General features: G+C 72.1%; 25 protein-coding genes, 2 tRNA genes and 1 other RNA gene. 16 read left to right on the forward strand and 12 right to left on the reverse strand.

Annotated features, from left to right (window positions below; all coding sequences use genetic code 11):
• Positions 1-67 precede the first annotated feature (67 nt).
• Complete coding sequence (locus LADH09A_RS29245; protein ID WP_238648902.1) at positions 68-1,645, forward strand: DUF6114 domain-containing protein; 1,578 nt, start codon at positions 68-70, stop codon at positions 1,643-1,645.
• Positions 1,646-1,706: 61 nt separating this feature from the next.
• Here the strand turns inward: LADH09A_RS29245 and LADH09A_RS29250 are convergent, their stop codons facing one another.
• Positions 1,707-3,377: a DUF885 domain-containing protein gene (locus tag LADH09A_RS29250; protein ID WP_238648903.1), complete on the reverse strand. Its 1,671-nt coding sequence runs from the start codon at positions 3,375-3,377 to the stop codon at positions 1,707-1,709.
• Positions 3,378-3,507: 130 nt separating this feature from the next.
• On the opposite strand from LADH09A_RS29250, the gene LADH09A_RS29255 reads away from it, so the two are divergent.
• Positions 3,508-4,488: a DMT family transporter gene (locus LADH09A_RS29255; protein ID WP_238648904.1), complete on the forward strand. Its 981-nt coding sequence runs from the start codon at positions 3,508-3,510 to the stop codon at positions 4,486-4,488.
• A gap of 177 nt (positions 4,489-4,665) precedes the next feature.
• Here LADH09A_RS29255 and LADH09A_RS29260 read toward each other — a convergent pair whose 3' ends face one another.
• Entirely contained in the window at positions 4,666-5,736 is a 1,071-nt protein-coding gene (locus LADH09A_RS29260; protein ID WP_238648905.1) for a PHP domain-containing protein, read from the reverse strand.
• Positions 5,737-5,765: 29 nt separating this feature from the next.
• The gene (locus LADH09A_RS29265; protein ID WP_238648906.1) at positions 5,766-6,527 is read right to left on the reverse strand and encodes a M23 family metallopeptidase; all 762 of its coding nucleotides are present in this window, start codon (positions 6,525-6,527) and stop codon (positions 5,766-5,768) included.
• 65 nt (positions 6,528-6,592) lie between these two features.
• Between LADH09A_RS29265 and LADH09A_RS29270 the strand changes: the two genes are divergently transcribed.
• The 4 genes from LADH09A_RS29270 (at position 6,593) to LADH09A_RS29285 (ending at position 8,533) form a co-directional block, all read left to right on the forward strand.
• Positions 6,593-6,985 carry a hypothetical protein gene (locus tag LADH09A_RS29270; protein WP_372492374.1) on the forward strand — a complete coding sequence of 131 codons (393 nt, stop codon included), beginning with the start codon at positions 6,593-6,595 and terminating at the stop codon, positions 6,983-6,985.
• A gap of 142 nt (positions 6,986-7,127) precedes the next feature.
• On the forward strand, positions 7,128-7,295 hold the full coding sequence (locus LADH09A_RS29275) for a hypothetical protein (RefSeq protein ID WP_167454701.1): 168 nt from the start codon (positions 7,128-7,130) through the stop codon (positions 7,293-7,295).
• Positions 7,296-7,413: 118 nt separating this feature from the next.
• On the forward strand, positions 7,414-7,941 hold the full coding sequence (locus tag LADH09A_RS29280) for a tRNA adenosine deaminase-associated protein (RefSeq protein ID WP_238648907.1): 528 nt from the start codon (positions 7,414-7,416) through the stop codon (positions 7,939-7,941).
• Between the two features lie 145 nt (positions 7,942-8,086).
• A complete protein-coding gene (locus tag LADH09A_RS29285) occupies positions 8,087-8,533 on the forward strand; it encodes a nucleoside deaminase (protein ID WP_238648923.1) in 447 nt (148 codons plus the stop codon).
• A 14-nt stretch (positions 8,534-8,547) separates the two neighbouring features.
• Here the strand turns inward: LADH09A_RS29285 and LADH09A_RS29290 are convergent, their stop codons facing one another.
• Together LADH09A_RS29290 and LADH09A_RS29295 are read right to left on the reverse strand one after the other, a co-directional pair.
• Positions 8,548-9,708, reverse strand: coding sequence for a sensor histidine kinase (locus LADH09A_RS29290; protein ID WP_238648908.1), 1,161 nt, complete (start codon positions 9,706-9,708; stop codon positions 8,548-8,550).
• A complete protein-coding gene (locus LADH09A_RS29295; protein ID WP_238648909.1) occupies positions 9,705-10,361 on the reverse strand; it encodes a response regulator transcription factor in 657 nt (218 codons plus the stop codon). Before LADH09A_RS29295 ends, LADH09A_RS29290 begins: the two co-directional genes overlap by 4 nt.
• 129 nt (positions 10,362-10,490) lie before the next feature.
• On the opposite strand from LADH09A_RS29295, the gene LADH09A_RS29300 reads away from it, so the two are divergent.
• The 4 genes from LADH09A_RS29300 to LADH09A_RS29315 are packed head-to-tail and all read left to right on the forward strand — an operon-like array spanning position 10,491 to position 14,009.
• Positions 10,491-11,015: a hypothetical protein gene (locus tag LADH09A_RS29300; RefSeq protein WP_238648910.1), complete on the forward strand. Its 525-nt coding sequence runs from the start codon at positions 10,491-10,493 to the stop codon at positions 11,013-11,015.
• On the forward strand, positions 11,012-12,103 hold the full coding sequence (locus LADH09A_RS29305; RefSeq protein WP_238648911.1) for a peptidoglycan-binding protein: 1,092 nt from the start codon (positions 11,012-11,014) through the stop codon (positions 12,101-12,103). Before LADH09A_RS29300 ends, LADH09A_RS29305 begins: the two co-directional genes overlap by 4 nt.
• Positions 12,104-12,111: 8 nt before the next feature.
• Positions 12,112-12,795, forward strand: a complete 684-nt coding sequence (locus tag LADH09A_RS29310; protein ID WP_238648924.1) for an ABC transporter ATP-binding protein — start codon at positions 12,112-12,114, stop codon at positions 12,793-12,795.
• Positions 12,795-14,009, forward strand: coding sequence for an ABC transporter permease (locus LADH09A_RS29315; RefSeq protein ID WP_238648912.1), 1,215 nt, complete (start codon positions 12,795-12,797; stop codon positions 14,007-14,009). The genes LADH09A_RS29310 and LADH09A_RS29315 overlap by 1 nt, the downstream gene beginning before the upstream one ends.
• A 207-nt stretch (positions 14,010-14,216) precedes the next feature.
• On the opposite strand, the gene deoD is transcribed toward LADH09A_RS29315, so the two are convergent.
• Positions 14,217-14,924, reverse strand: a complete 708-nt coding sequence (gene deoD, locus LADH09A_RS29320; protein ID WP_074315244.1) for a purine-nucleoside phosphorylase — start codon at positions 14,922-14,924, stop codon at positions 14,217-14,219.
• Between the two features lie 75 nt (positions 14,925-14,999).
• Between deoD and LADH09A_RS29325 the strand changes: the two genes are divergently transcribed.
• Positions 15,000-15,086, forward strand: a tRNA-Ser gene (locus LADH09A_RS29325).
• Positions 15,087-15,149: 63 nt separating this feature from the next.
• On the opposite strand, the gene LADH09A_RS29330 is transcribed toward LADH09A_RS29325, so the two are convergent.
• Positions 15,150-15,899 carry an SDR family oxidoreductase gene (locus LADH09A_RS29330; RefSeq protein ID WP_238648913.1) on the reverse strand — a complete coding sequence of 250 codons (750 nt, stop codon included), beginning with the start codon at positions 15,897-15,899 and terminating at the stop codon, positions 15,150-15,152.
• A gap of 131 nt (positions 15,900-16,030) precedes the next feature.
• Here LADH09A_RS29330 and LADH09A_RS29335 point away from each other — a divergent pair, with 131 nt between their 5' ends.
• On the forward strand, positions 16,031-16,663 hold the full coding sequence (locus LADH09A_RS29335) for a TetR/AcrR family transcriptional regulator (protein WP_238648914.1): 633 nt from the start codon (positions 16,031-16,033) through the stop codon (positions 16,661-16,663).
• A 12-nt stretch (positions 16,664-16,675) separates the two neighbouring features.
• Here the strand turns inward: LADH09A_RS29335 and LADH09A_RS29340 are convergent, their stop codons facing one another.
• On the reverse strand, positions 16,676-17,170 hold the full coding sequence (locus tag LADH09A_RS29340; RefSeq protein WP_238648915.1) for a hypothetical protein: 495 nt from the start codon (positions 17,168-17,170) through the stop codon (positions 16,676-16,678).
• Positions 17,171-17,262: 92 nt separating this feature from the next.
• Entirely contained in the window at positions 17,263-17,817 is a 555-nt protein-coding gene (locus LADH09A_RS29345) for a hypothetical protein (protein WP_238648916.1), read from the reverse strand.
• Positions 17,818-17,952: 135 nt separating this feature from the next.
• Here LADH09A_RS29345 and LADH09A_RS29350 point away from each other — a divergent pair, with 135 nt between their 5' ends.
• Positions 17,953-18,591, forward strand: a complete 639-nt coding sequence (locus tag LADH09A_RS29350; RefSeq protein ID WP_238648917.1) for a DUF1349 domain-containing protein — start codon at positions 17,953-17,955, stop codon at positions 18,589-18,591.
• Between the two features lie 62 nt (positions 18,592-18,653).
• Here the strand turns inward: LADH09A_RS29350 and LADH09A_RS29355 are convergent, their stop codons facing one another.
• Positions 18,654-18,845, reverse strand: coding sequence for a DUF397 domain-containing protein (locus LADH09A_RS29355; protein ID WP_238648918.1), 192 nt, complete (start codon positions 18,843-18,845; stop codon positions 18,654-18,656).
• Complete coding sequence (locus tag LADH09A_RS29360; protein ID WP_238648919.1) at positions 18,836-19,603, reverse strand: helix-turn-helix domain-containing protein; 768 nt, start codon at positions 19,601-19,603, stop codon at positions 18,836-18,838. The genes LADH09A_RS29355 and LADH09A_RS29360 overlap by 10 nt, the downstream gene beginning before the upstream one ends.
• Positions 19,604-19,793: 190 nt before the next feature.
• Between LADH09A_RS29360 and LADH09A_RS29365 the strand changes: the two genes are divergently transcribed.
• Positions 19,794-20,036, forward strand: coding sequence for a flavin reductase (locus LADH09A_RS29365; RefSeq protein ID WP_238648920.1), 243 nt, complete (start codon positions 19,794-19,796; stop codon positions 20,034-20,036).
• A gap of 118 nt (positions 20,037-20,154) precedes the next feature.
• Here the strand turns inward: LADH09A_RS29365 and LADH09A_RS29370 are convergent.
• Positions 20,155-20,239 (reverse strand) — tRNA-Ser (locus LADH09A_RS29370).
• Between the two features lie 82 nt (positions 20,240-20,321).
• Between LADH09A_RS29370 and ffs the strand changes: the two genes are divergently transcribed.
• Positions 20,322-20,411, forward strand: an RNA gene (ffs, locus tag LADH09A_RS29375) — signal recognition particle sRNA small type.
• A gap of 235 nt (positions 20,412-20,646) precedes the next feature.
• Positions 20,647-23,238: DNA polymerase III subunit gamma and tau (locus tag LADH09A_RS29380; RefSeq protein WP_238648921.1), on the forward strand; the 2,592-nt coding region annotated here is incomplete at its 3' end.

The following is a 23,238-nucleotide window of genomic DNA, read 5'->3' on the forward strand; positions in this document are numbered from 1 at the left end:
ACCCCCCACCCCCCCCCCCCCGCCCGGGCCCCCGCCCCCCCCCCCCCCGCTCGGCCAGGAGGAGCACGTGACAACCGCGAAGTCGTCCCACGCCCGGCCCGGCGGTCCGGCGCAGGCGTGGCGGCTCTTCCGCCGCTGGCAGCGCAGCCGACCGTTCTGGGGCGGGCTGCTCACCGCCCTGGCCGGGCTGGAGATGTTCGCCTCCACCCGGATGACCCTCAACGGCCTCAGCTTCCACAGCGGGGCGAGTGGTCTGCTCTCACTGCTGATTCCGGTCATCCTGGTGACCTGCGGCCTGCTGCTCTGGTTCACCCCGGCGCAGCGCCTGTTCTACTCGATCGTCGCGGCGGTGACCGCGGTCTACTCGCTGATCGGGCTCAACCTCGGCGGCTTCTTCGTGGGCCTGCTGCTCGGCATCGTCGGCAGTGCGCTCGCCTTCGCGTGGACGCCGACCCACCCGGCCCCACCCCCGCCCGATCCGACCGACGCGTCGACCGAGGAGCACCCGGCCGTCGAACGGTCCGACCCCGAGCGGCCCGGTCCCGAGCGGCCCGACCCCGAGCGGCCCGACCCCGAGCGGTCCGACCCCGAGCGGTCCGACCCCGAGCGGCCCGGTCCCGAGCAGGCTGTGCCCGAGCAGGCTGTGCCCGAGCAGAGTGTTCCCGGGCTCGGCCGGAACAGGCCGGCCGACGCGGGCCCGCCGCCCGAGTGGCCGGGGCGTACGGCCGATCCGAAGGCTTTCGGGATCGCCCTCGTGGTGCTCGGCCTCGCTGCCGCGACGCTGGCCGCCCAGCCCGGAGCGGTGCAGGCGGCCCCGAGCCGGCCCACCACGACCGTCTGCCCCACCCCGTCCCGGAGCGTCCCGCCGTCGCCCAGCCGTACCCCCGCCACGCCGACGCCGACCCAGACGAGGGGTGGCAACGTGATCACCGACATCCTGGACGGGATCGGTGACCTGTTCAACGGTGGACGCCGCAAGGCGAGCCCGACGCCGTCGGCGAGCCCGACCGCGCAACCGAGCGGCACGCCGACGACGCGTCCCGGACCCGCGACCTGCCCGTCGTCGCCCACCGGCAAGCCAGGAGCGCCCGAAAGGCCAGGGACGCCCGACAAGCCAGGAGCGCCCGACAGGCCAGGAGCGCCCGACGGGCCGGGGGCACCTGAGAAGCCGGGCACGGTGGAGCCGGGGAAACCGCTGCCCCGCATCGCCGCCGACCCGAGCCTGCCGACCGTGGCGCAGACGCCGTCGAAGCTCACCGGGTCGTCGGTGCGGATGACCGGACTGCGGTTCGAGGGGATCACCGACCTGCACACCGTGAAGGGCGATCTCAAGGTGCTGAAGTTCAGTATGCGGGAGGCGGTGACCGAGGACTTCCTGCTGCGCGCCGACGGCCCGGCCGGGCGCAACCAGCGGTACGCCACGGACCGGCTGACCGTCAGCGGAGACGTCGCCTTCTATGCCACCCGGTTCGTCGGCCGGCTGCTCGGCATCAAGATCACGCTGACACCGGAACTGCCGTTGCCGGACGGACTCCCGGTCACGTCACCCATCCCGATCACGTTCACCGACCCGGTCATCGACCTGGCGTACGTCACCAGTGACACGCTGACGGCGCGACCGACGTTGGCACTCAGCCTCGGCTGAGCGCACGACTGCGCGCGGCGACGGACTCGTCGTACCGTCGAACCGCGCGCAGCCGCAGCGGTCAGAGCCGGGCCAGCGCCCGGCGCAGCGGGTCGAGACCCAGCGCGCCCAGGTCCAACGCCTGCCGGTGGAACTCGCGCAGGTCGAAATCCGCACCCTTACGGGCCTTGGCGTCCTCGCGGGCCTGGAGCCAGATCCGCTCACCGACCTTGTACGACGGGGCCTGCCCCGGCCAACCCAGGTAGCGGTTCAGCTCGAAACGCAGGTTCTCGTCCGGCACCCGGCAGTGCGCCCGCATGAACTCCCAGCCCAGTTCCGGCGTCCACCGCTCGCCCGGGTGGAAGCCGAACGGGTTGTCCTTCGGGATCTCCAGCTCCAGGTGCATGCCGATGTCCACGATGACCCGCGCCGCACGCATCGCCTGACCGTCGAGCATGCCCAGCTTGTCGCCCGGATCCTCCAGGTAACCCAACTCGTCCATCAGTCGCTCCGAGTAGAGCGCCCAGCCCTCGCCGTGCCCGGAGACCCAGCAGAGCAGCCGCTGCCAGCGGTTGAGCAGGTCGGCCCGCACGGCGGTCTGCGCCACCTGGAGGTGGTGACCCGGCACGCCCTCGTGGAAGACGGTGGTCACCTCGCGCCAGGTGGAGAAGTCGGTGATGCCCTGCGGCACCGCCCACCACATCCGGCCCGGGCGGGAGAAGTCCTCACTCGGGCCGGTGTAGTAGATGGCGCCGTCGCTGGTCGGGGCGAGGCAGCACTCGATGCGGCGGACCTGCTCCGGGATGTCGAAGTGGGTGCCGTTCAGCTCGGTGATCGCCTTGTCGGCGAGTGCCTGCATCCAGTCCCGGAATGCCTCCTTGCCCTGGATGGTCCGGGCCGGGTCGGCGTCCAACCGGGCCACGGCCTCGTCGACGCTGGCGCCGGAGCCGGCGATGCGCCCGGCGACGACCCGCATCTCCGCCTCCAGGCGGGCCAGCTCCGCGAAACCCCAGGCGTACGTCTCGTCCAGGTCGACCTTTGCGCCGAGGAAGTACTGCGAGGCCAGCTCGTAGCGCTCCCGGCCGGCGGCCTGCTTGTCCCGCCCGTGCGGGGCCAACTCGGTACGCAGGAACTGGCCGAACTCGGCGGTCGCCGCGGTCGCCGCCGCAGCCCCCCGACGCAGGTCCGCGCCGAGCGTGCCCTCCGCGCCGAGCCGCTCGACCAGCCCGTGGAAGAAGTTGTCCCCGGTCGGGTCGACCCAGATGTCGCACTGTTTGGCCACCTCGACCAGCTGCACCTTCGAGCTGACCTCACCGGCGGCGAGCGCCTCGCGCAGAGTGGTCTTGTAGCCCTCCAGCGCGCCGGCGAAGCCGTTGAGCCGGGCCGCGATGTTGGCCTGCTCGTCGGCGGTCGCGGTCGGCATCAGGTCGAAGACCATGCGGATCTCGTGCAGCCCGCTGGTGATGACGCTGACCTCGCTGGTCACCTCGCCGGCGTCGTACCGGGCGAGGTCCAGACCGAGCCGTTCCTGCATGGCCTCCTTGGCGGTCCGCTCCAACTCGGTTGCCGGCTCGGTCACCTCCAGGTCGGCGAGAGTACGGCGGGTGAGGTCCGCGCGTGCTCGGTAACCCTCGGGCGAGAGGTCGTCGAGCTGGTCGTCATGGCCGGCGATGCCGACGAAGGTCGCGCCGGTGGGGCTCAGAGGCGCCCACTCGGCCACGTATCGGTTGGCTAGTTCATCGATTCGTCCCACGCTGCGACACTACGTGACCACCCCGTCCCCGTGTCGATGACGTTTGTCGTGTTCAGCCACAGGTTCCGGCAGGGTACGACGGCCGAAAAGGCGTGCGACTTTGTCGGACGGCTACGGCAGAGTGTCAGGGGTGAACGCCGATACCACTCCTGACAAAGCGCCGATTCGTTCCTGGTTGCCGGGCTTCGTCGCCCTGGCCGCGATCTGGGGCTCCAGCTTCCTCTTCATCAAGGTCGGGGTGGCCGAGCTGCACCCGGTCCAGCTCACTCTCTACCGGGTTCTCGCCGGCGCGTTGACCCTGCTCGTCGTCCTCGCTGTGCTGCGCGAGCGGCTGCCCCGCGAGCCTCGGATCTGGGCACACCTGACTGTCGTCGCCGCGTTCGGTGTGGCCGTGCCGTTCACTCTCTTCGGCTACGGCGAGCAGCGGGTCGAGTCGATGCTGGCCGGCATCTGGAACGCCACCACGCCACTGATCGTGCTGCCGTTGGCGGTCCTGGTCTTCCGCACCGAGCGGCTGACCGTGCGCCGTGCGGTCGGGCTCGGGCTGGGCTTCCTCGGCGTGCTGGTGGTGCTCGGGGTGTGGGAGGGCATCGGCGGGGCCCACTTCACCGGCCAGCTGATGTGCTTCGGCGCGGCCGCCTGCTATGGCGTCGCCATCCCGTACCAGAAGCGGTTCGTCGCCGGCAGCGCGCACTCCGGCCTGTCGTTGTCCGCCGCGCAGCTGCTGCTTGCGGCCGGGCAGTTGGCCATCGTCGCCCCGTTCGTCGCCGGCCTGCCGCCGCTGCCCACCGAGCTGTCGGCAGGAGTAGTGGCCAGTGTGCTGATCCTCGGCGCCCTCGGCACCGGGCTCGCGTTCGTGATCAACATGCGCAACATCCGGGTGGCTGGCGCGAGCACCGCCTCCACCGTCACGTACCTGATTCCGATCTTCGCGGTGCTGATCGGCGCCGTGGCGCTCGACGAACGCCTCAACTGGCACCAACCGGTCGGCGCGCTGATCGTGCTGCTCGGGGTCGCTGTCTCGCAGGGCGTGTTCGGCCGCCGTCAGCCCCGGCCGGTGATCGGCGTGGGTACGCCCGCCGCTCCCGCCGCCGAGCCGGTCCGTCACTGAGGCCCACCGCGTCACCGCCCCGCGTCACCGCCCCGCGTCACCGCCCCGCGTCACCGCCCCGCGTCACCGCCCCGCGAGGTGATCGACTCGACTTCTTTGAAATCGGGGTGTCCACCGGGCCAGGAGACCCCGACTTCAAGAAAACCGAGTCGATCACCGTCGGGCGGGGCGTTGCGGTCAGGCTCGGTTGTGCGTCCAGTCCACGAGTTGTTCCGCGGACCAGGTGTTGACCACCCGGTCGGCGGGGACGCCGCAGAGAGCGGCCCGCTCGCAGCCGAACCGTTGCCAGTCGAGCTGGCCGGGCGCGTGGGCGTCGGTGTTGATGGCGAAGCGGCAGCCCGCCTCCAGCGCGCGGCGGATCAGCCGCTTCGGCGGATCCTGACGCTCCGGCCGAGAGTTGATCTCGACGGCGGTGTCGTGCTCCGCGCAGGCGGCGAAGACCGCGTCCGCGTCGAAGTCGCTCTCGGCCCGGGTCCGGGCCCGGTGACCCCGGTCGCCCGGGCCGGTCACTCCGGCCGGGCGGGACGACACCATCCGGCCGGTGACGTGGCCGAGGATGTCCAGGTGCGGGTTGGCGACAGCGGTCAGCATCCGACGGGTCATCTTCGACCGCTCGTCCTTGAGGTTGCTGTGCACCGACCCGACCACCACGTCCAGCCGGGCCAGCAGCTCGTCGTCCTGGTCGAGTGAGCCGTCCGCGAGGATGTCCACCTCGATGCCGGTGAGGATCCGGAAACCCTCGGGCAGCGCCGCGTTGACCTGCGCGACGTGGTCGAGTTGTCGGCGCAGCCGGGCCGCGGTCAGGCCCCGGGCCACCGTCAGCCGTGGCGAGTGGTCGGTCAGCACCAGGTACTCGTGGCCCAACTCCACCGCGGCCAGCGCCATCTCCTCGATCGGCGAGCCGCCGTCGGACCAGTCCGAGTGGGTGTGGCAGTCGCCCCGCAGGGCGGCGCGCAGCGCCGTGGCCTCGGCGTCCAGGTCGCTGCCCTCGGTCGCCACCAACCGCCGCAGGTAGACCGGCTCCTCACCGGCCAGCGACTCCGCCACGCAACGCGCCGTGACGTCACCAACCCCGGCCAGCTCGGTGAGCGTGCCGTTGCCCGCCCGATCGGCCACCTCGGTCGCCGACAGGCCGGCCAGCGCCTTCGCCGCCGACCGGAACGCCCGCACCCGATAGGTGGCCTCGTTCGCACGCTCCAACAGGAACGCGATCCGGCGCAGGTCGGCGATGGGATCCCGGGCCTTCATCCCACCGAACCTAGTCGGTGCCGCGCCGGTCAGGGAGCCTTCGGGCAGCCGTGTTTGCGCTGCCATGCGGTGACCTCGGCGGCCGGTTCCCTGTTGCCGCCGCGCCGCCAGGAATCCAGGTAGCGGGCCGGCCAGAGCACCCCGCGCCGGATCCACCAGCCGTCCTTGCCCGCACACGGCGGCGAGATGCCGAAGTGCACGTGGCACACGTTGTTGGCGTTGCCGGTGCGCCCCACCTTGCCGAGCTGCTGCCCGGCGCGTACCCGCACCCCGGCGTCGACGCCGCCGGACACGACACTCAGGTGCGAGCCGTAGTAGCGCACCCCGTCGTCGCCGAGCAGGGAGACCGACAGGCCGCCGTTCTCCGGGCCCTGCGGCCCCCGCTTCGAGTACCGGTCGACCCGGCTCACCTCCAGCACCGTCCCGTCGGTCACCGCGACGAACGGTTCACCGCAGTCGGCGAAGAGATCCGTGGCCGGGTACGCCCCGTGCGTCGGGTGGTAGTCGACGTCGTCGGCGCGTACCGGAAAGACATGCCGCAGCCCGGTGCGCGGTGCCGTCACCGACGGCCCGGCCGACGACGGTGTCGAGGCCGGGGTCGGGGTGGCAGCCGACGGCGACGGTGCCGCCGGCTGCTCGGCGGTCGCCCAGACCGCCGGCGGCGTGGGCGCGGCACCGTCGGCCGGCACCCCCGGCCGGGTTGTCGCGCAACCGGCGGCCAGCACCGGGACGAGCAGCAGCAGGATCGGGTACGCCGGATGCGCGCGGCGGCCGATCGTCGGCGACGGCATCCGGTCATCCTGGCAGAGCCGGTACCGTGGGCACGAGCGACGCGCGTGAGGGGAGGGCAGCGACGGTGACCATCGCCCGACCCGAACCTGGCTCGGATCCCGGTGCCTTCGCCCGCCCGGTGGCGCGTACCCCGTCGGGTCTTTTTCCTGCCGGCCCCCCGGCCCGCCCCACCTACCGCGAGCCGCATCCGATCACCGGCGGCGGTGTTGCCGCTGGCGGCGGCGCGGCGGCCGGTTGGTTCCTGCTGTTCGGTCTGCTCGGCACCGATGTGGCCAGTTACGCGTGGTGGACGGTGGCGGCGGGCCTGCTGGCGTGGCTGACCGCCCTGGTGCTGGTCCGCCACGGCGACCGAGGGGTCGCCACCGGGGTCGCCATCGTCACGGCGGGAGGCTGGAGCATCGCCGCCGCCGTGCTGGCGGTCCGCTGGGCGACCAGCGGTGACTGGCCGCTGTGGTGATCGCCGACTGCGTCACCGACTGCTCTGGTGACCGCCCCGAAACGGCTCCGAAACAGGTGTCCATGACTGCGCCGTGTGCCCGGTTGGCTGCGTAGCGAACGCCGTCTTGACGTGGCCGCCGAGACTCGGCACGCTCGGCACCATGGCCTGGACCACCCCGCGACAGGACCCGGATCGCAGCCGCCGCCGCCTTCAGTTGTTGGCCGAGTTGGCGGGTGCCCGCGCGGTCCGTCAGCGCAGCCGCCCGCAGCGGCAGCGCACCGAGCGGCTGCGCCAGCTCATCGCCACCCGCCGTCGGGTCGCCGGCTGATCCGACTTTGTCAGGAATGACCGGCCCTTCGGGGCGTTGACCGGTCGCCTGCCGACGCGACCGGCTAACGTGCACGCGTAACGGGTCGGCGTTGAGCCGAGGGGCTATTGGGGGGACCGTGTCGTACTTCGCTGCGGCCGTGGTGCGCGACGACAGTGGCTGGACCGCCGCCGAGGTCAGCCTGCGTGGCGCCACCGACATCGACGAGGTCGCTGACCGGCTGCGTGACGTCGACCAGGAGGCCGACGTGTCGCTGCTGTTCGTTGAGGCCGATGACGCCTATCTGGTGGTCCTGCGCCTTGACGAGGGTGACGACCTGCGGGTGTTCGGCTCTGATTCCGCGTTCGCCGAGGAGTCCGCTCTCGGTTCGCTGCTGGTCGGTGATCTGAAGACCTCGGTCACCGGGCTCGACGGCGACGAGGAGCCGCGCCCGGTGTCGAGCGGCGACGAGGAGAGCGAGCAGCCCGTCGTCGACCCGGAGGCCGACCCGGTGGGCGACGCCGACCTGCTGGCCAACCTGGGCATCTCCGCGCAGAAGCTGCTGACCCTGTGTACGCACGAGGGGATGATGCCGGCGGACGTCACCGCCGAGATCTGCCAGGTGCTCGGCTGCGTGGACGAGGTCGAGGAGCTGCGTGAGGTCTGAGCCGGCCGACGCCACCGATCCGTCGCTGGAGTCGATCCGACCGGGGCAGCCGACCCCCGGTGCCGTGGGCCGCGCCGGGCCGGGCGCCCACGAGGGCCTGGCCGACCGGGGCGACGTCGGCCGGCGGCAGCGGCACGAGCTGTGGATGCGCCGTGCCCTGGAGGTCGCCGTCACGGGCGCCGCCGACGCTGCCACAGGTGCCACGGATGTGGACGACGTGCCGGTGGGCGCGGTGCTCTACGGGCCGGACGGGACCGAGCTGGCCATCGGGCGCAACGAGCGGGAGCTGACCGGCGACCCCACCGCCCACGCCGAGGTGCTGGCCCTGCGCCGAGGTGCCGAGAGCGTCGGCCGGTGGCGACTGGACGGCTGCACCCTGGTGGTCACCCTCGAACCGTGCACGATGTGCGCGGGTGCGCTGGTGCTGGCCCGGGTCTCCACCGTCGTCTTCGGCGCGTGGGAGCCCAAGACCGGAGCGGCCGGATCGCTCTGGGACGTGCTGCGTGACCGTCGGCTCAACCACCGCCCCGAGGTCTACGGCGGGGTGTTGGAGGCCGAGACCGCCGCCGTCCTGCGCGCGTTCTTCCGCTGAGACCGTGCCGCCGGTCAGGTCGGCGGCAGGGTGACCGTGACGATCAGGCCGCCGGCCGGGCGGGGCTGCGCCTCGGCGCTGCCCCCGTGGGCCCGGGCCACCGCGCGGACGATGGACAGCCCCAACCCGAAGCCCCGGCCACCGGCGACCCGCTCGCGCGACAGCCGTCGGAAGGGCTGGAACATCGTCTCGACGTCGTAACCGGGGATGACCGGCCCGGTGTTGGTCACCGTGAGGGTCGGCCGGCCGTCGACCAGTCCGGTGCGCACCTCCACCCAGCCGTCGGCGGGCAGGTTGTGACGCAGCGCGTTCTCGACCAGGTTGAACGTGAGCCGCTCCAGCAGCACCGGGTCACCGCTGGCCGGCGCCGGGGCCAGGGCCCGCCGCACCCGCACGCCGGGCGCCTGCCTCCCGGCCTGGTCGGTCGCGTACGCGCAGACCTCCGCCAGATCGACCGGCGTACGCTCGGTCAGCTCGTTCTCCGAGTCGGCCAGGGTCAGCAGGCCGTCGATCAGCCGCTCGTGCCGCTCGTTGACCGCCAGCAGCGACTCACCCAGCCGCCGGGTCTCCGCCGACGCGTCCGCTCGGGTGACCGCCAGCTCCACCAGGGCGCGGTTGAGCGCCAGCGGGGTACGCAGCTCGTGTGAGGCGTTCGCCACGAACCGGCGTTGCCCGTCGAAGGAGCGGTCCAACCGTTCCAGCATCTCGTCGAACGTGTCGGCGAGTTCGCGTACCTCGTCGCGCGGGCCGGTGAGCGCGATCCGTTCGTGCAGGCCACGGCCTGCGGTGTCCGCGCCGGCGATCCGCCGGGCGGTGTCGGTGACCTGGTGCAGCGGCTGCAACGCCCGACCGGCGAGCAACCAGCCGAAGGCGATCGCCGCTGTCGACACCACGATCAACGCGATGCCGCCCTGGGTGAGCAGCGACTCCAGCGCGTTGCGCTTCGCCTCGTCCTGCGCCTGCTCGACCAGGGTGCGCAGGGTTTCGATGTTCTGGCCGCTGCCCGGGTTGGGGGTCGTCGCCGGTGTCGGCAGGTCGCGCAGTTTCACCCCGAACGGCTGCGGCATCCGCTGATCCACCAGCACGTACGTGACGGCGAGCAGCACCATGCCGGCCAGCAGGAACAGCCCCCCGTAGATGAGGGTGAGCCGGGCGCGGATCGTCAGGCGTTTCATCGGATCTGGTACCCCGCTCCGGGCACCGTCTCGATCACCGGCGGGTCGCCGAGCTTGCGGCGCAGCTTCATCACGGTGACCCGGACGACATTGGTGAACGGGTCGATGTGCTCGTCCCAGGAGCGTTCCAGCAGCTCCTCGGCGGAGACCACCGCGCCGTCGGCGCGCAGCAGCTCGACCAGCACCGCGAACTCCTTGCGGGACAGCGCCACGTGCCGGTCGTCCCGGCGTACCTCGTGTCGGGCCGGGTCGAGCTGGATGCCGGCGCGACGCAGCGTCGGTGGGGCCGCCGGGCGGGCCCGGCGGGTCAGCGCGTGCACCCGCGCCGACAACTCGACCAGCGCGAACGGCTTGGTCAGGTAGTCGTCGGCACCGAGTGCCAACCCCGCCACCCGTTCCCGGACGGCCGCCGACGCGGTCAGCATCAGCACCCGGGTCTCCCCGCCCGCGTCCACGATCGCCCGGCACACGTCGTCGCCGTGCACCACCGGGAGGTCCCGGTCCAGGACCACCACGGCGTACTCGTTGACGCCGAGCCGTTCCAACGCGGCGTCCCCGTCGTACGCCACGTCGACAGCGAACGACTCACGACGCAACCACTCGGCGATGGCGTCCGCCAGCACGGTCTCGTCCTCGACCACCAGCACTCTCACCCCTCCATGGTCCTCGGGGTGCGGTAACGGTGGCGTAACCGCTCTCGGTTACGCCGGGGATACGCCCGCTGCCGTGCACTGGGTGGCACGTCCGGCGAACCGCGCCGGACCTGAGCGGAAGCAGACACCATGCGACGACAGATGCTCGCGATCCCGGTCCTGCTCGCCCTGGCGCTGGCCGGTTGCGGTGCGGGAGGCGACGACGGCGGCGGGGTCGCGACCGCCGGTGGGGCGAAGAGCAGCGCCACGGCGAGCGGCGCGCCGGTCGGTGACTCGGACCGGCAACTCGACTTCGCCCGCTGCATGCGCGAGAACGGGGTGGACATGCCCGACCCGGAGGCGGGCGGCCGTCCGGGCTTCCGGTTCGGCGGGGACGTGGATCAGCAGAAGGTCCAGGCCGCCATGGAGAAGTGCCGGGACAAGCTGCCCAACGGCGGGCAGGGACCGCAGCTCAACCCCGAGCAGGCCGAGCAGATGCGCACGCTGGCCAGGTGCATGCGGGAGAACGGGGTGCCGGACTTCCCGGACCCGGACGCCGACGGGCGCGTCCAGATCGGGGCGGCGGGCAAGGCGTTCGACATCAGCGATCCGGCCATGAAGGCCGCGCTGGAGAAGTGCCGGCAGCTCGCGCCGGAGTTCGGCGGTGGCCGGTGACCGGCAGCATCCGACGCTCGCGGTGGCGCGCCGCCGTGACCGGGGGGATCGTCCTGCTCGTCGCCGCCGTGGGCGTGGTCGCCGCGGTGGGCTTCGGGGGCGGTGCCGGTGGCGACCGTGCCCGAGCCGGCAGCGCGCCGCCGGCCACCGCCACGGTCACCCGACAGACCCTCGCCGACTCGGAGACCGCCGACGGTGAGCTGGGGTACGGCACGACGCGTACCGCCAATGCGAAGCTCAGCGGCACCGTCACCGGGCTGGCGGCCACCGGGTCGACGGTACGGCGGGGCAAGTCGCTCTACCTGGTCGACAACGAGGAGGTGGTGCTGTTCTACGGCGGGCTGCCCGCGTACCGGACTCTCGCCCCCGGGGTGGAGGGTGCCGACGTCGCGCAGTTCGAGCGGAACCTCGCGGCGCTGGGCTACACGGGTTTCACGGTCGACGACGAGTACACCGGCTCCACCGCGGAAGCCGTCCGGGACTGGCAGGAGGACCTCGGCCTGGCCGAGACCGGTCGGGTCGAGCCGGGGCGAATCGTGTACGCCGACCGGGAGGTCCGGGTGGAGAGCCACCAGGTCGACGTCGGTGACCTCACCCAGCCCGGCCAGGCGGTGCTCACCTACACCGGCACCAGCCGGGTCGTCACGGTCGAGCTGGACGTGGACGACCAGCGGCTGGCCAAGCAGGACGCGAAGGTCACCGTGACGCTGCCGGACGGCAGGGAGGTGGCGGGCGCGATCAGCACGGTAGAGACGATCGTCCAGGCCGGTGCGGCCGGTGCCAACGGGCAGTCCGGTGACCCCGAGACGAAGATCCAGGTGACCGTCGCGGTGACCGACCCGAAGGCCCTCACCGGCTTCGACCAGGCCAGCGCGGACGTCACCTTCACCGTCTCGGAGCGCCGCGACGTGCTCACCGTGCCGGTGGCGGCGCTGTTGGCGCTCGCCGAGGGCGGCTACGGCGTCCAGGTCGCCGAGGGTGACGCGAGTCGGGTCGTCGCGGTGACCACCGGGCTGTTCGCCGACGGCCGGGTGGAGGTCACCGGCACCGCCGTCACCGAGGGCATGACGGTGGTGGTGCCGACGTGACCGGCGACGTGATCGTGCTCGACCGGGTCAGCAAGAGGTACGCCGGCGAGGTCGTCGCGCTGGACGATGTCTCCCTGCGGATCGGCTACGGCGAGCTGGTGGCGATCGTCGGTCCGTCCGGGTCGGGAAAGTCGACCATGCTGCATCTGATCGGGACGCTGGACCGGCCGTCGTCGGGCAGCGTGCTCATCGACGGGTACGACGCGGCGAAGCTGACCGACCGGGAGCTGTCCGCACTGCGGGCCACCCGGATCGGTTTCGTCTTCCAGCAGTTCCACCTCGCGCCCGGCGTCCCGGTCGTGGAGAACGTGGCCGACGGGTTGCTCTACTCCGGCGTACCGCTGCGGCGGCGGCGCGAACGGGCGGAGGCCGCGCTGGTCCGGGTTGGCCTGGGCCACCGGTTGGGTCACCGGCCGCACGAGCTGTCCGGCGGCGAGCGGCAGCGGGTGGCCGTGGCCCGCGCGGTAGTCGGTGAGCCGGCGGTGCTGCTCGCCGACGAGCCGACCGGCAACCTCGACTCCAGTTCCGGCGCGGGGGTGCTGGAGCTGCTGCACGGCCTGCACCGGGCGGGCACCACCGTCGTGGTGATCACCCACGATCGGGAGATCGCGGAGAGCCTGCCCCGGCAGGTGCGGATGCGCGACGGCGCGGTGCGGCACGACTCGGCCTTCACGCCGGGCGGAGTCGGCTGATGGCGACGTCGACCTCGGGCCGCCTCAACCCGGCCCGGTTGGGACCGGCGGACGTCCTGCGAGTCGGTGGGGTGGGGCTACGGACCCGCCCGCTGCGGGCGTTCCTCTCCGCGCTGGGCATCGCCATCGGTATCGCCGCGATGATCGCGGTCGTCGGCATCTCGTCGTCGTCCCGCGCCGAGTTGGACCGGGCGCTCGACGCGCTCGGCACCAACCTGCTCACGGTCGAGCCCGGCAACACCCTGTTCGGCGCGGACGCACAACTGCCCGAGGAGTCGATCGCGATGATCGGACGGATCGGCCCGGTGACCGGGGTGTCCGCGACCGGGCAGGTCTCCGACGCCAAGGTCTACCGCTCGGATCGGATCCCGGCGGCGGAGACCGGGGGCATCGCCACCCGGGCGGCCCGGCTGGACCTGCTCGGCACCGTCGGGGCCGAGGTGGCCACCGGCACCTGGCTCAACGAGGCGACCGCCCGCTATCCGGCGGTCGTGCTCGGCGCGACCGCGGCGCAGCGACTCGGGATCACCGCGGCCGATCCGCAGGTGCAGGTGTGGCTGGGCGGGCGGCCGTTCACCGTGGTCGGCACCCTCGCCGCCGCGCCACTGGCCCCGGAACTGGACACGTCGGCGTTGGTCGGCTGGCCGGCGGCGACCGCCTACCTGAGCTTCGACGGCCACCCGACCACCGTCTACACCAGGGCGCAGGAGTCGCAGGTCGAGGCCGTCCGGTCGGTGCTCGGCGCGACCACGAACCCGGAGGCGCCGAACGAGGTGGAGGTGTCCCGGCCCTCGGACGCGCTGGCCGCCGCCGAGGCGACCGACGACGCGTTCACCGGCCTGCTGTTGGGCCTGGGCGCGGTCGCGCTGCTGGTCGGCGGCGTCGGGGTGGCGAACACCATGGTGATCTCGGTGCTGGAAAGGCGGGCCGAGATCGGCCTGCGGCGGTCACTCGGGGCCACCCGCGGCCAGGTACGGACCCAGTTCCTCGCCGAGTCGCTGCTGCTCTCCGCGCTCGGCGGGATCGGTGGGGTGGTGCTGGGCATCCTGGTCACCTCGGGCTACGCGCTGTCCCAGGGCTGGCCGACCGTGGTGCCGGCCTGGGCGATGCTCGGCGGGGTGGGCGCGACCCTGGTCATCGGCGGCTTCGCGGGCCTCTACCCGGCGGTGCGCGCCGCCCGCCTCTCGCCGACGGAGGCGCTGGCCGCGGTCTGACCGGCGTGGCGCGGGCGCGGCGTGGCTCGGGCGCGGCGTGGCGTGGCTCGGGTCGGTGTGGCGTGGCTCGGGTCGGGTCGGTGTGGCGTGGCTCGGGTCGGCGTGGCTCCGGCTCGGGTCGGCGTGATGCGAGAGAGCGTGATGACTGTGAGGCATATTTATGCCACACAGTCATCACGCTCGTCGTGGTGACGCCGCCCGGACGGGTCAGGCGATGATCGTGTCGAGGGCGATCTCGACCATCTGGCTGAAGGTCTGCTCCCGCTCCTCGGAGGTGGTCTTCTCGCCGGTCTTGATGTGGTCGCTGACGGTCAGCACGGTCAGCGCGCGGGCCTTGAACCGGGCGGCGATCGTGTAGAGCGCCGCCGACTCCATCTCCACCGCCAGCACGCCGTAGTCGGCCAGGGTGTCGTAGAGGTCCGGCCGGTCGGTGTAGAAGGCGTCCGCCGCCAGGATCGGCCCGACGTGCATCGTGATGCCGCGCCGCTCAGCCACCTCGACCGAGGTACGCAGCAGCCCGAAGTCGGCCACCGGGGCGTAGTCGATCAGCCCGTCGAAGCGCATCCGGTTCATGTTGGAGTCGGTGGACGACCCGATGGCCGCCACCACGTCCCGCAGTTGCAGGTCGGTGCTGAGGGCACCGCAGGAGCCGACCCGGATCAGCGTCTTCACGCCGTACTCGTTGATCAGCTCATGGGCATAGATGGAGGCTGACGGCATACCCATGCCGGAGCCCTGGACGGAAACCTCGACGCCGTTCCAGCGGCCGGTGAAACCCAGCATGCCCCGGACCGTCGAGTAGCAGGTGGCGCCCTCGAGGTAGGTCTCCGCGATCCACTTGGCCCGCAGGGGGTCGCCCGGCATCAGGACCCGCTCGGCGATCTCGCCCGGCTTCGCGCCGATGTGCGTACTCATGACAAAGATCCTGCCAGGCCGGCACGGGCGATACCGGTTCGGCGTCGGAACCAGCGGTCCTGTACCCTCGTCGGCGGTGGCGTGTCCGAGCGGCCTAAGGAGCACGCCTCGAAAGCGTGTGAGGGTTAACGCCCTCCGAGGGTTCAAATCCCTCCGCCACCGCTCCTGTAGTGCGAGAACGCCCGGCAGATCCGCGAGGATCTGCCGGGCGTTCCGCGTTCGGTCTCAGAGCTGCTGCTCGCCGCCATCGACGAACAGTTCGCCGCCGGTCATGAAGCTGCTCTGGTCGGACGCGAGGAAGAGCGCGGCGTTGGCGATCTCGTCCGGGTGGGCCATCCGGCCCATGGGCACGCCCGAGGCGATGGACTGGAGCAGGCCGGGTGCCTCCGCGGGGCTGGGCGCGAGGCCGGCGAGCCCGGGGGTCTCGGTCGAGCCGGGGATCAGGGTGTTGACCCGGATCTTCCGGCCCATCAGCTCGGCGGCCCAGGTGCGGCCGAACGAGCGGATGGCGGCCTTGGACGCGGCGTAGACGCTGAACGCCGGGGTGCCGTTGCTGGCGGCCGTCGAGCCGGTCAACACGACAGAGGCGCCCTCGTTGAGCAGGGGCAGGGCCTTCTGCACGGTGAAGACGGTGCCGTAGATGTTGGTGTCGAAGGTGTTGGCGATGTGCTCGACCGTGATCGAGTCGAGCGTCCGGAACTCGCCGCCGCCGGCGTTGGCGAACACCACGTCCAGCCCGGCGCCCCGGGCCTCGATCGCCCGCATCACCCGGTCCAGGTCGTCGAGGTTGCTCACATCGCTGGCGATACCCGTGACGTTCGCCCCGATGCTGGCCACGGCCTCGTCCAGCGGGCCCTTGCGTCGGCCGGTGACGAAGACGTACGCGCCTTCGGCGGCGAAGCGGCGGGCGGTGGCCAGGCCGATGCCCGTGGTGCCCCCGGTGACGAGGGCGGTCTTGCCGTCGAGCTGTCCCACGATGGATCTCCTTCGACTATTTATGTACCGAGCGGTACTGATCCGACCGTAGCAACCACCGGCGGCGTCCGCAAATTTCTGTACCGATCGGTTGGGCCGCGGGTAGGATGGCCCCAGAGAGGTGGTGGGCAGTGCCACAGCGAGGACGACCCCGTGGATTCGACGCCGACGAGGCGCTGGAGCGCGCAGTCGAGGTGTTCTGGCGGCAGGGGTACGAAGGCGCGTCGGTGAGCGACCTCACCGCCGCGATGGGCATCAACAAACCCAGCCTCTACGCCGCCTACGGCGGTAAGGAGGAACTGTTCCGCAAGGCCGTGGCCCGCTACGCCGAAAAGGACATGGCGTACGCGCGGAACGCGTTCGCCCAACCGACCGCGTACGAGGTGGTCGCCACCCTGCTGCGGGAGAACGTGGTTGCCGTGACGCGTACCGACCGGCCCGCCGGTTGCCTGTCGATCCAGGGCGGCACCGCCTGCTCCAGCGACAACGCGCCCGTTGCCGGGTTCCTCGCCGCCAGCCGACTGGCCGGCGAAGGGGCTCTCGCCGACCGGTTCGCCCGCGCCGTCGCCGAAGGCGACCTACCCGCTCACGCCGACCCGGTCGCGCTCGCCCGCTTCGTCATGATCGTCAGCGAGGGGCAGGCGGTGCACGCCGCCGCCGGGGTCAGCCGCGAGGACCTGCGACAGGCGGCGGAGATCGCGCTCGCCGGTTTCGCCGCGGCGTCTGGGGCGCGGCTGCCCGAGCAGGCCACTCAGACGGTCTGAGCGCTCGCCGCCTCAGCAGGGGCCGACGCCCTCGTCGAAGAGGCGGCGGGCCCAGTCGGCGTACCCCGCGATGGTTTTCCGGACCGTGCGTCCGTCGTGCAGGAACAGGTACGCGCGGTCGCCGTTGCGGGCGAGCAGCCCGTCGAGGCGGTGCGTCCCCTGTGGAGCGTCGAGTCCGGTCACCAGCGGATAGCGGGCCCAGACCTGGTCGACGGGTGAGCCCACCGTTATGCCCTCCGGTGTCCGCATCGGGTCGCCGACCCAGAGCAGCACCAGTCTGTCCTCCACGAAGACCGGGCTGACCGTGTCGTGGCCGACGAGCATCGGCCCGCACGCGTCCAGGCTGGTTCGCAGGATGCCGCGCTGGGTCAGCTCATCCTCGGTGTCACCGAACTCGATGTTGCGCAGGCCGTTCAGGTCGATGATCTCCACGCTGCCGGCGGGCCGGCCGTGCGGGATCGACCCGGTTGGTGGTACGCCGCTGCCCGCAATCGAGGCAGCCGTCATCAGCATGGCAATAAAAGCAAATTGTCGCAATTTCATGGAATCCCCCAGTCCCCAACGGAACGGGAGCCCTCAGGTTGCTGGCGATCGCCGGATTACTGGTTTTCCCACTGTTCGACCAGCTCATCCCAATAGTCGGCGCTGAGTCGACGCCGCCCGTGCGCCAGCCAACCCTCGGTGTTGCGCTCCAGGTGCAACCCCAGTTCGGCGAACGGGTCGATCCACTCGCCGGGCTCGACACCGAGCCGGGTCAGCGCCGCGTTGATCGGCCACTGCCCGCGCGGCGCGTCCAACACGTCGTCGAAGCCCGGACCCCACGAGAGCGTCCCACCCAGCCACACCGCGGCCGACTGGTAGCCGGTGCCGCCGCCGAACTCCGCCTCCAGGTATGCCACCGGCCCCGCCTCGGACCAGCGGGTCAGCGACTCGGTCAGCGTCGGCGACAGCACCAGGCCGAACGGGTGCTCGGCGTTGCGGTCGTCCGTTGCGAAATCCGGCAGCGACCCGGTCAGCTCCACCACCAGCTGCGGGGTGATCGGCAACAACCCGAAATCCTGGCGCAGCTCGCCGAGGACCGCGTGATCCAGCTCGGCGGTCTGCTCGCGCAGCAGCTCGGCGTCCGCGACCACCGCGCTGAGCTGGTACGCCATCGAACCCTCCGCCGTCCACAGCCTGTGGATAGAACATGTGTACGACGGTTTCCCGGCTGGCCGGCGTCGATTCCCGGACCGTACCCGCCCAGCGGCGGCTGACTCCCTGCCGGGACCCGTTGTACGGTCCTGGTCATGGCTGACCAACTGACCGTTCCCGGTATGCCGTCTCCGCTCGCGCCCTCGCCGGAGGGGCTCTGGCAGGTGGACGGGACGACCGGGGCGGTGACGGTGTTGGCGCAGCCGCGCACGGACATCTTCATCGACCCGAGCGGCGGCAGCGTCGACGGGGACGAGAACGCCGCGCCCGTCCTCAACGCGGCGACGCTGCTCGGTGACCTGCCGCCGCAGGGCGACTTCCAGTTCAGCGCCAAGGTCAGCGTGGCCTTCGCCGCGACCTTCGATGCCGGGGTGCTGCTGCTCTGGCGGGACGAGCGGTGCTGGGGCAAGTTGTGCTTCGAGTTCTCACCCGAGGGTGAGCCCATGATCGTGTCCGTCATCTGCCGTGGTGTCGCCGACGATGCGAACGCCTTCGTGGTGGCCGACCGCTCGGTCTGGCTGCGCGTCTCGCGGATCGGCCGGGTCTACGCGTACCACGCGTCCGTCGACGGCACGACCTGGCAGTTGATCCGCGTGTTCAGTTTCGACGGCGAGACGACCGGCGACCGGATCGGCTTCGCCGGCCAGTCACCGACCGGCGACGGGTGCAGCGTGACCTTCGACGAGATCAGCTTCCGGCCGGAACGCCTCGCCGACCTCCGCGACGGCTCCTGACGCAGACCTGCCCTGTCCACAGCCTGTGGATAGAACATGTGTACGACGGATTCGGGCCCTGGTCAGAGCCGCATGCCGAGCCGGGTGACGAACGCCCGCCAGGTCGCCGGCGCGAAGGTGAGCGCCGGGCCGGTCGGGTCCTTGGAATCCCGTACGCCGACGACGCCGGGCAGGTTGTCGGCGACCTCGACACATGCGCCGCCGTTGCCGCTGCTGCGGCTGCTCTTACGCCACCGTGCGCCGTTCAGCTCCATGTCTGCGCCACTTCCCTCATCAGGTCGACCGACTGCCAGTGGGACAACGCCTCCCCGCGCACGTTCTCCCATGCCGCCATCATGGCCGCGATGTCCTCGGGGTCGCTAGCGACTTGTCCCTGGAGTTGGTTGTCCAGATAGCCGGCGACCCGGTGGTCGTGGCTGTGCGCGATCACGAACGGCCCGTTCAGCCCCGCGTAGGCGCCGACCGCGCTGGGCACGACGTGCACCCGGATGTGCGGCTCGGCGCAGGCCGCGACGACGGCCAGCAGTTGCTCGCGCATGGTCGACCCGCCGCCCACCGGGCGACGGATGACCGCCTCGTCCACGACCGCCGTGAACTGCGGCGGGTCATCCCGCCTGAGCACGCCCTGCCGGCCCAGCCGGACCGCCAGGTGTCGCTCGATGTCACCCCGGGGGATCAGGCCCGCGCCGCTCAGCACCGCCCTGGCGTACGCCTCGGTCTGCAACAGCCCCGGCAGCACGGTCGACTCGTACCAGCGCAGTGACACCGCCTCGCGCTCGATCTCCTGCCAGGGGCGAAACCAAATGGGGTCACGACGTCTTGAAGTGTCCGGCCAGATGTCCGACACGTCCTTGTGGAGTGCCTCGGCCGCCGCCAGGCGGTGCCGGGGGTGCGGGATGCGCCCCTCGGTCAACCAGCGCCCCACGGTCTTCGGGTCGACGCCGACGGTCTCGGCGAGGGATTCGGTGGTGTGCCCGGTGTCGCTGAGCGCCACCCGAAGCGCGTCGTTCACGGCTCCTCCATCGGATGTCCCAAATATCTGAGAACCATATCGTTACGCGGTGTACCTGTCCGGTGACGCGCCCGAGGGTGGTTCACAGAAGACGGCGTGACCGGTGGAGGCGCAGAAGCCCGGCGGTCGGCGTCAGTCCGGGGGTCGCCCCGACGGGGCGACCCCCGTCCACCGCGAAGGAGGTTCGTCCATGCCCCGCCGCCGCCACCGGAACCACCTGCCGACCCGCCCCACCTGGCGTTGCGCGGCGTGCGGCATCGCCTGGCCGTGCTCGGCGGCCAAGCTGCGGCTGCTCGGCGAGTACCGGCACGACCGGCTGGCGCTGACCATCTACCTGGCGACGCTCCAGGCCGAGGCCAGCGCACAGCTCCGGGAGGTCGAACCAGCGCGTCTTGCCGACCGCTTCCTCTCCTGGGCACGCGCCCGCGCCTGAAGGGGGTCGCTGGTTGGGGCGTTCCGCGCGCGGGGCGTGGTTTCCGGCGCGGGGGCGGAGAACGACTCAGGGCCGGTCCCCAGTGGGGCCGGCCCTGTCGTTGTGCCGCTCAAGAGAGCGGAGGATACGAGATTCGAACTCGTGAGGGTGTAAACCCAACACGCTTTCCAAGCGTGCGCCCTAGGCCTCTAGGCGAATCCTCCGCGAGCCAGGATACAGGCCTCCGTCGGCCGGGCCACCCCACCACCCCCTGAAGATCGACGGGCGGTCGGGTAGGCTTGGCGGCACCTCCCGTGCGGCGGTATCTCGTGAACCTCCCCAGGGCCGGAAGGCAGCAAGGATAAGCGAGCTCTGCCGGGTGCACGGGAGGCCTTTTTGTCTGCGGGCTGGTTGATCCACTCGACTTCCGTGAAGTCGGGGTGTCCCGGCCACGCGGACACCACGGTTTCCAGGAAGCCGAGTCGATCAAGCGTGGCGCGGGGTCGATCAAGCCCCGGCGGCCCGGTCGATCAAGCAGGGCCGACGTGCGGCAACCCAGGCGCCCGGGGTGGTGGGTGGTCACCCGCGCCCGACCGGCGCAGAATGGCTCGGTCGAGAGGAGGCGGGACGAGTGACGCTGGCGCTCTACCGCAAGTACCGGCCGCGTACCTTCGCTGAGGTCATCGGTCAGGAGCACGTGACCGAACCGCTGTCGCAGGCGCTGCGCAGCGGACGGCTCAACCACGCCTACCTCTTCTCCGGGCCGCGCGGCTGCGGCAAGACCTCCAGCGCCCGGATCCTGGCCCGCTCGCTCAACTGTGAGCAGGGCCCCACCCCCGAGCCGTGCGGCAAGTGTGAGTCCTGCCGCTCGCTGGCCACCGACGGTGCCGGCTCGATCGACGTGATCGAGATCGACGCCGCCAGCCACGGTGGTGTCGACGACGCCCGTGAGCTGCGCGAGCGCGCCTTCTTCGCGCCAGCCAGCAGCCGCTTCAAGATCTACGTGATCGACGAGGCGCACATGGTCTCGACCCAGGGCTTCAACGCCCTGCTCAAGCTGGTCGAGGAGCCCCCGGAGTACGTCAAGTTCATCTTCGCCACCACCGAACCGGAGAAGGTCCTCGGCACGATCCGTTCGCGGACCCACCACTACCCGTTCCGGCTGATCCCGCCGAAGGTGCTCCGCCCGTACCTGGAGCAGCTCACCCAGGCCGAGGGCGTCGCCGTCGAACCGGCGGTCTTCCCGCTGGTGGTCCGTGCCGGCGGCGGTAGCGCCCGGGACAGCCTCTCGGTGCTCGACCAGCTCATGGCCGGCGCAGGCCCGGAGGGCGTCACCTACGCGCGGGCCGCCGCGCTGCTCGGGGTCACCGACGCCGCGCTGATCGACGAGATGTGCGACGCGCTGGCCGCCGGGGACGGCGCCGCCGCGTACGCCACCGTCGACCGGGTCGCCGAGGCCGGGCACGACCCGCGCCGGTTCGCCGCCGACCTGCTGGAACGGCTACGCGACCTCATCGTGATCCAGCAGGTGCCGGACGCCGCCGCGAAGGGCCTCATCGACGGCCCGGCCGACCAGATCGAGCGGATGGCCGCCCAGGCCTCGCAGCTCGGCCCGGCCACGCTCTCCCGCTGCGCCGACATCGTGCACGACGGGCTGGTGGAGATGCGCGGCACCACCGCGCCCCGCCTGCTGCTGGAGCTGATCTGCGCCCGGATGCTGCTGCCCGGCGTGGACGACTCCACCGGTGGCCTCCTCCAGCGCCTCGAACGGATGGAACGTCGGCTCACCCTGAGCGGCACCGACGCGCCGTCGGCCGCCGCCGGCTTCGCGCCGGCCACCACCCCAGGGGTACGCCCACAGCAAGCCCCACCGGTCCCGGCTGCCGCAGGCCCGGCACCCGCCAACGCCCCGACCTCGGCACCGCCGTGGGAGGTCGACCCGGCGTCGTCCCCGACCCAGAGCAGTGCGGGCCTGAGCGCTGCGGGCCTGAGCGCTCCGGCCTCGGCCGGTCGTGCTCCGACCGCTGCGGCGTCGAGCGCTCCGGCCTCGGGTGTCCCGACCTCGGGCGCGCCCGTGTCGGGTGTGCCTGCCTCGGCTGCGGACTCGCCGATCCTGGCGTCACCCGGCGCGTCGACCACCGTCGGGTCGGCATCCGCTGACCAGGGCGCACCCGTCTCGCCAGCCGGGCCGGGCACCGCCTCACCGGCCCAGCGTCGCGTGGTGCCGCCGTCGGCGGTGCTCCCCGACCCGGCCACGCCCGTGCCACCGCGACCGGGTGCGCCGGCTGCCGCGCTGGACGCGGTCGCGGTCCGTCGCGTCTGGCCCGACGTGGTCGGCAAGGTCAACCGGACCAACAAGCGGATCGCGGCCCTGATGCGCGACGCGGTGGTGCGCGAACTCGACGGCGACATGCTGGTGCTGACGGTGAAGTCGACCGTGCTGGCCAAGATGATGGCCGATCACGCGGCTGTGCTGACCGACGCGCTCTACGAGGAGTTGGGCGGGCGCTGGCAGATCCGCTGCGAGGTGGCCGGTGAGCGCGGTGGCGTGTCGCTGTCCGGCTCGCAGCGCTCACAGCCGGCCGCTCCGGCCCGGCCCGTCGCACCTCCCGCTGCGCCGAACGCGGCTGCTGCCACCAGCGAGCCGCCCGCCGCACCGATTGCTGCCGGCTCACCGAGCGCGTCGCCTGCCACACCGAGCGCACCTGTCGGCCCGACGAGCGCACCTCCCGCTGCACCCAGCCCGAGCGCTGCACCGACCGTGCCTGCCGCTACCGGCCTGCCGCCTGTCGCACCGATCGCTTCCAGCGCACCGAGCGCGCCGCCTGTCGCAACCAACCCCGACGCTGCGCCGGACGTCAACACCGTCGGTGAGCCGGCCAGCGCGCCAACCTCGACCGGTGCCGCCGGGCCGACTCATGGGTCGTCCGCAGATGGTCAGAGGGCGGGCGGGGTAGGCGCAGCGCAGCCCGGCGCGGCCGATGACGAGGACGGTTGGCCGGAGGCGGCGCGCCCCGGCGGCGGTGCCCCGGCGAACGAGGCGACGGATGACGAGGACTGGCCGGAGGCCGCCCGTCCCGGCGGCGCGTCGGCCGGAAACGACCCAGGCGCCGACGCCGCGCCGGGCGGCCCCCGCTCGGCACCAGCATCGGTCAGCGCGAACGGCGGCAGCACCAACGGCGGCAGCGCGAACCGAGGTCACGCGAACGGCGGCACCGCGAAC

Source organism: Micromonospora cabrerizensis (assembly GCF_022230955.1).
GTDB classification, from domain to species: domain Bacteria; phylum Actinomycetota; class Actinomycetes; order Mycobacteriales; family Micromonosporaceae; genus Micromonospora; species Micromonospora cabrerizensis.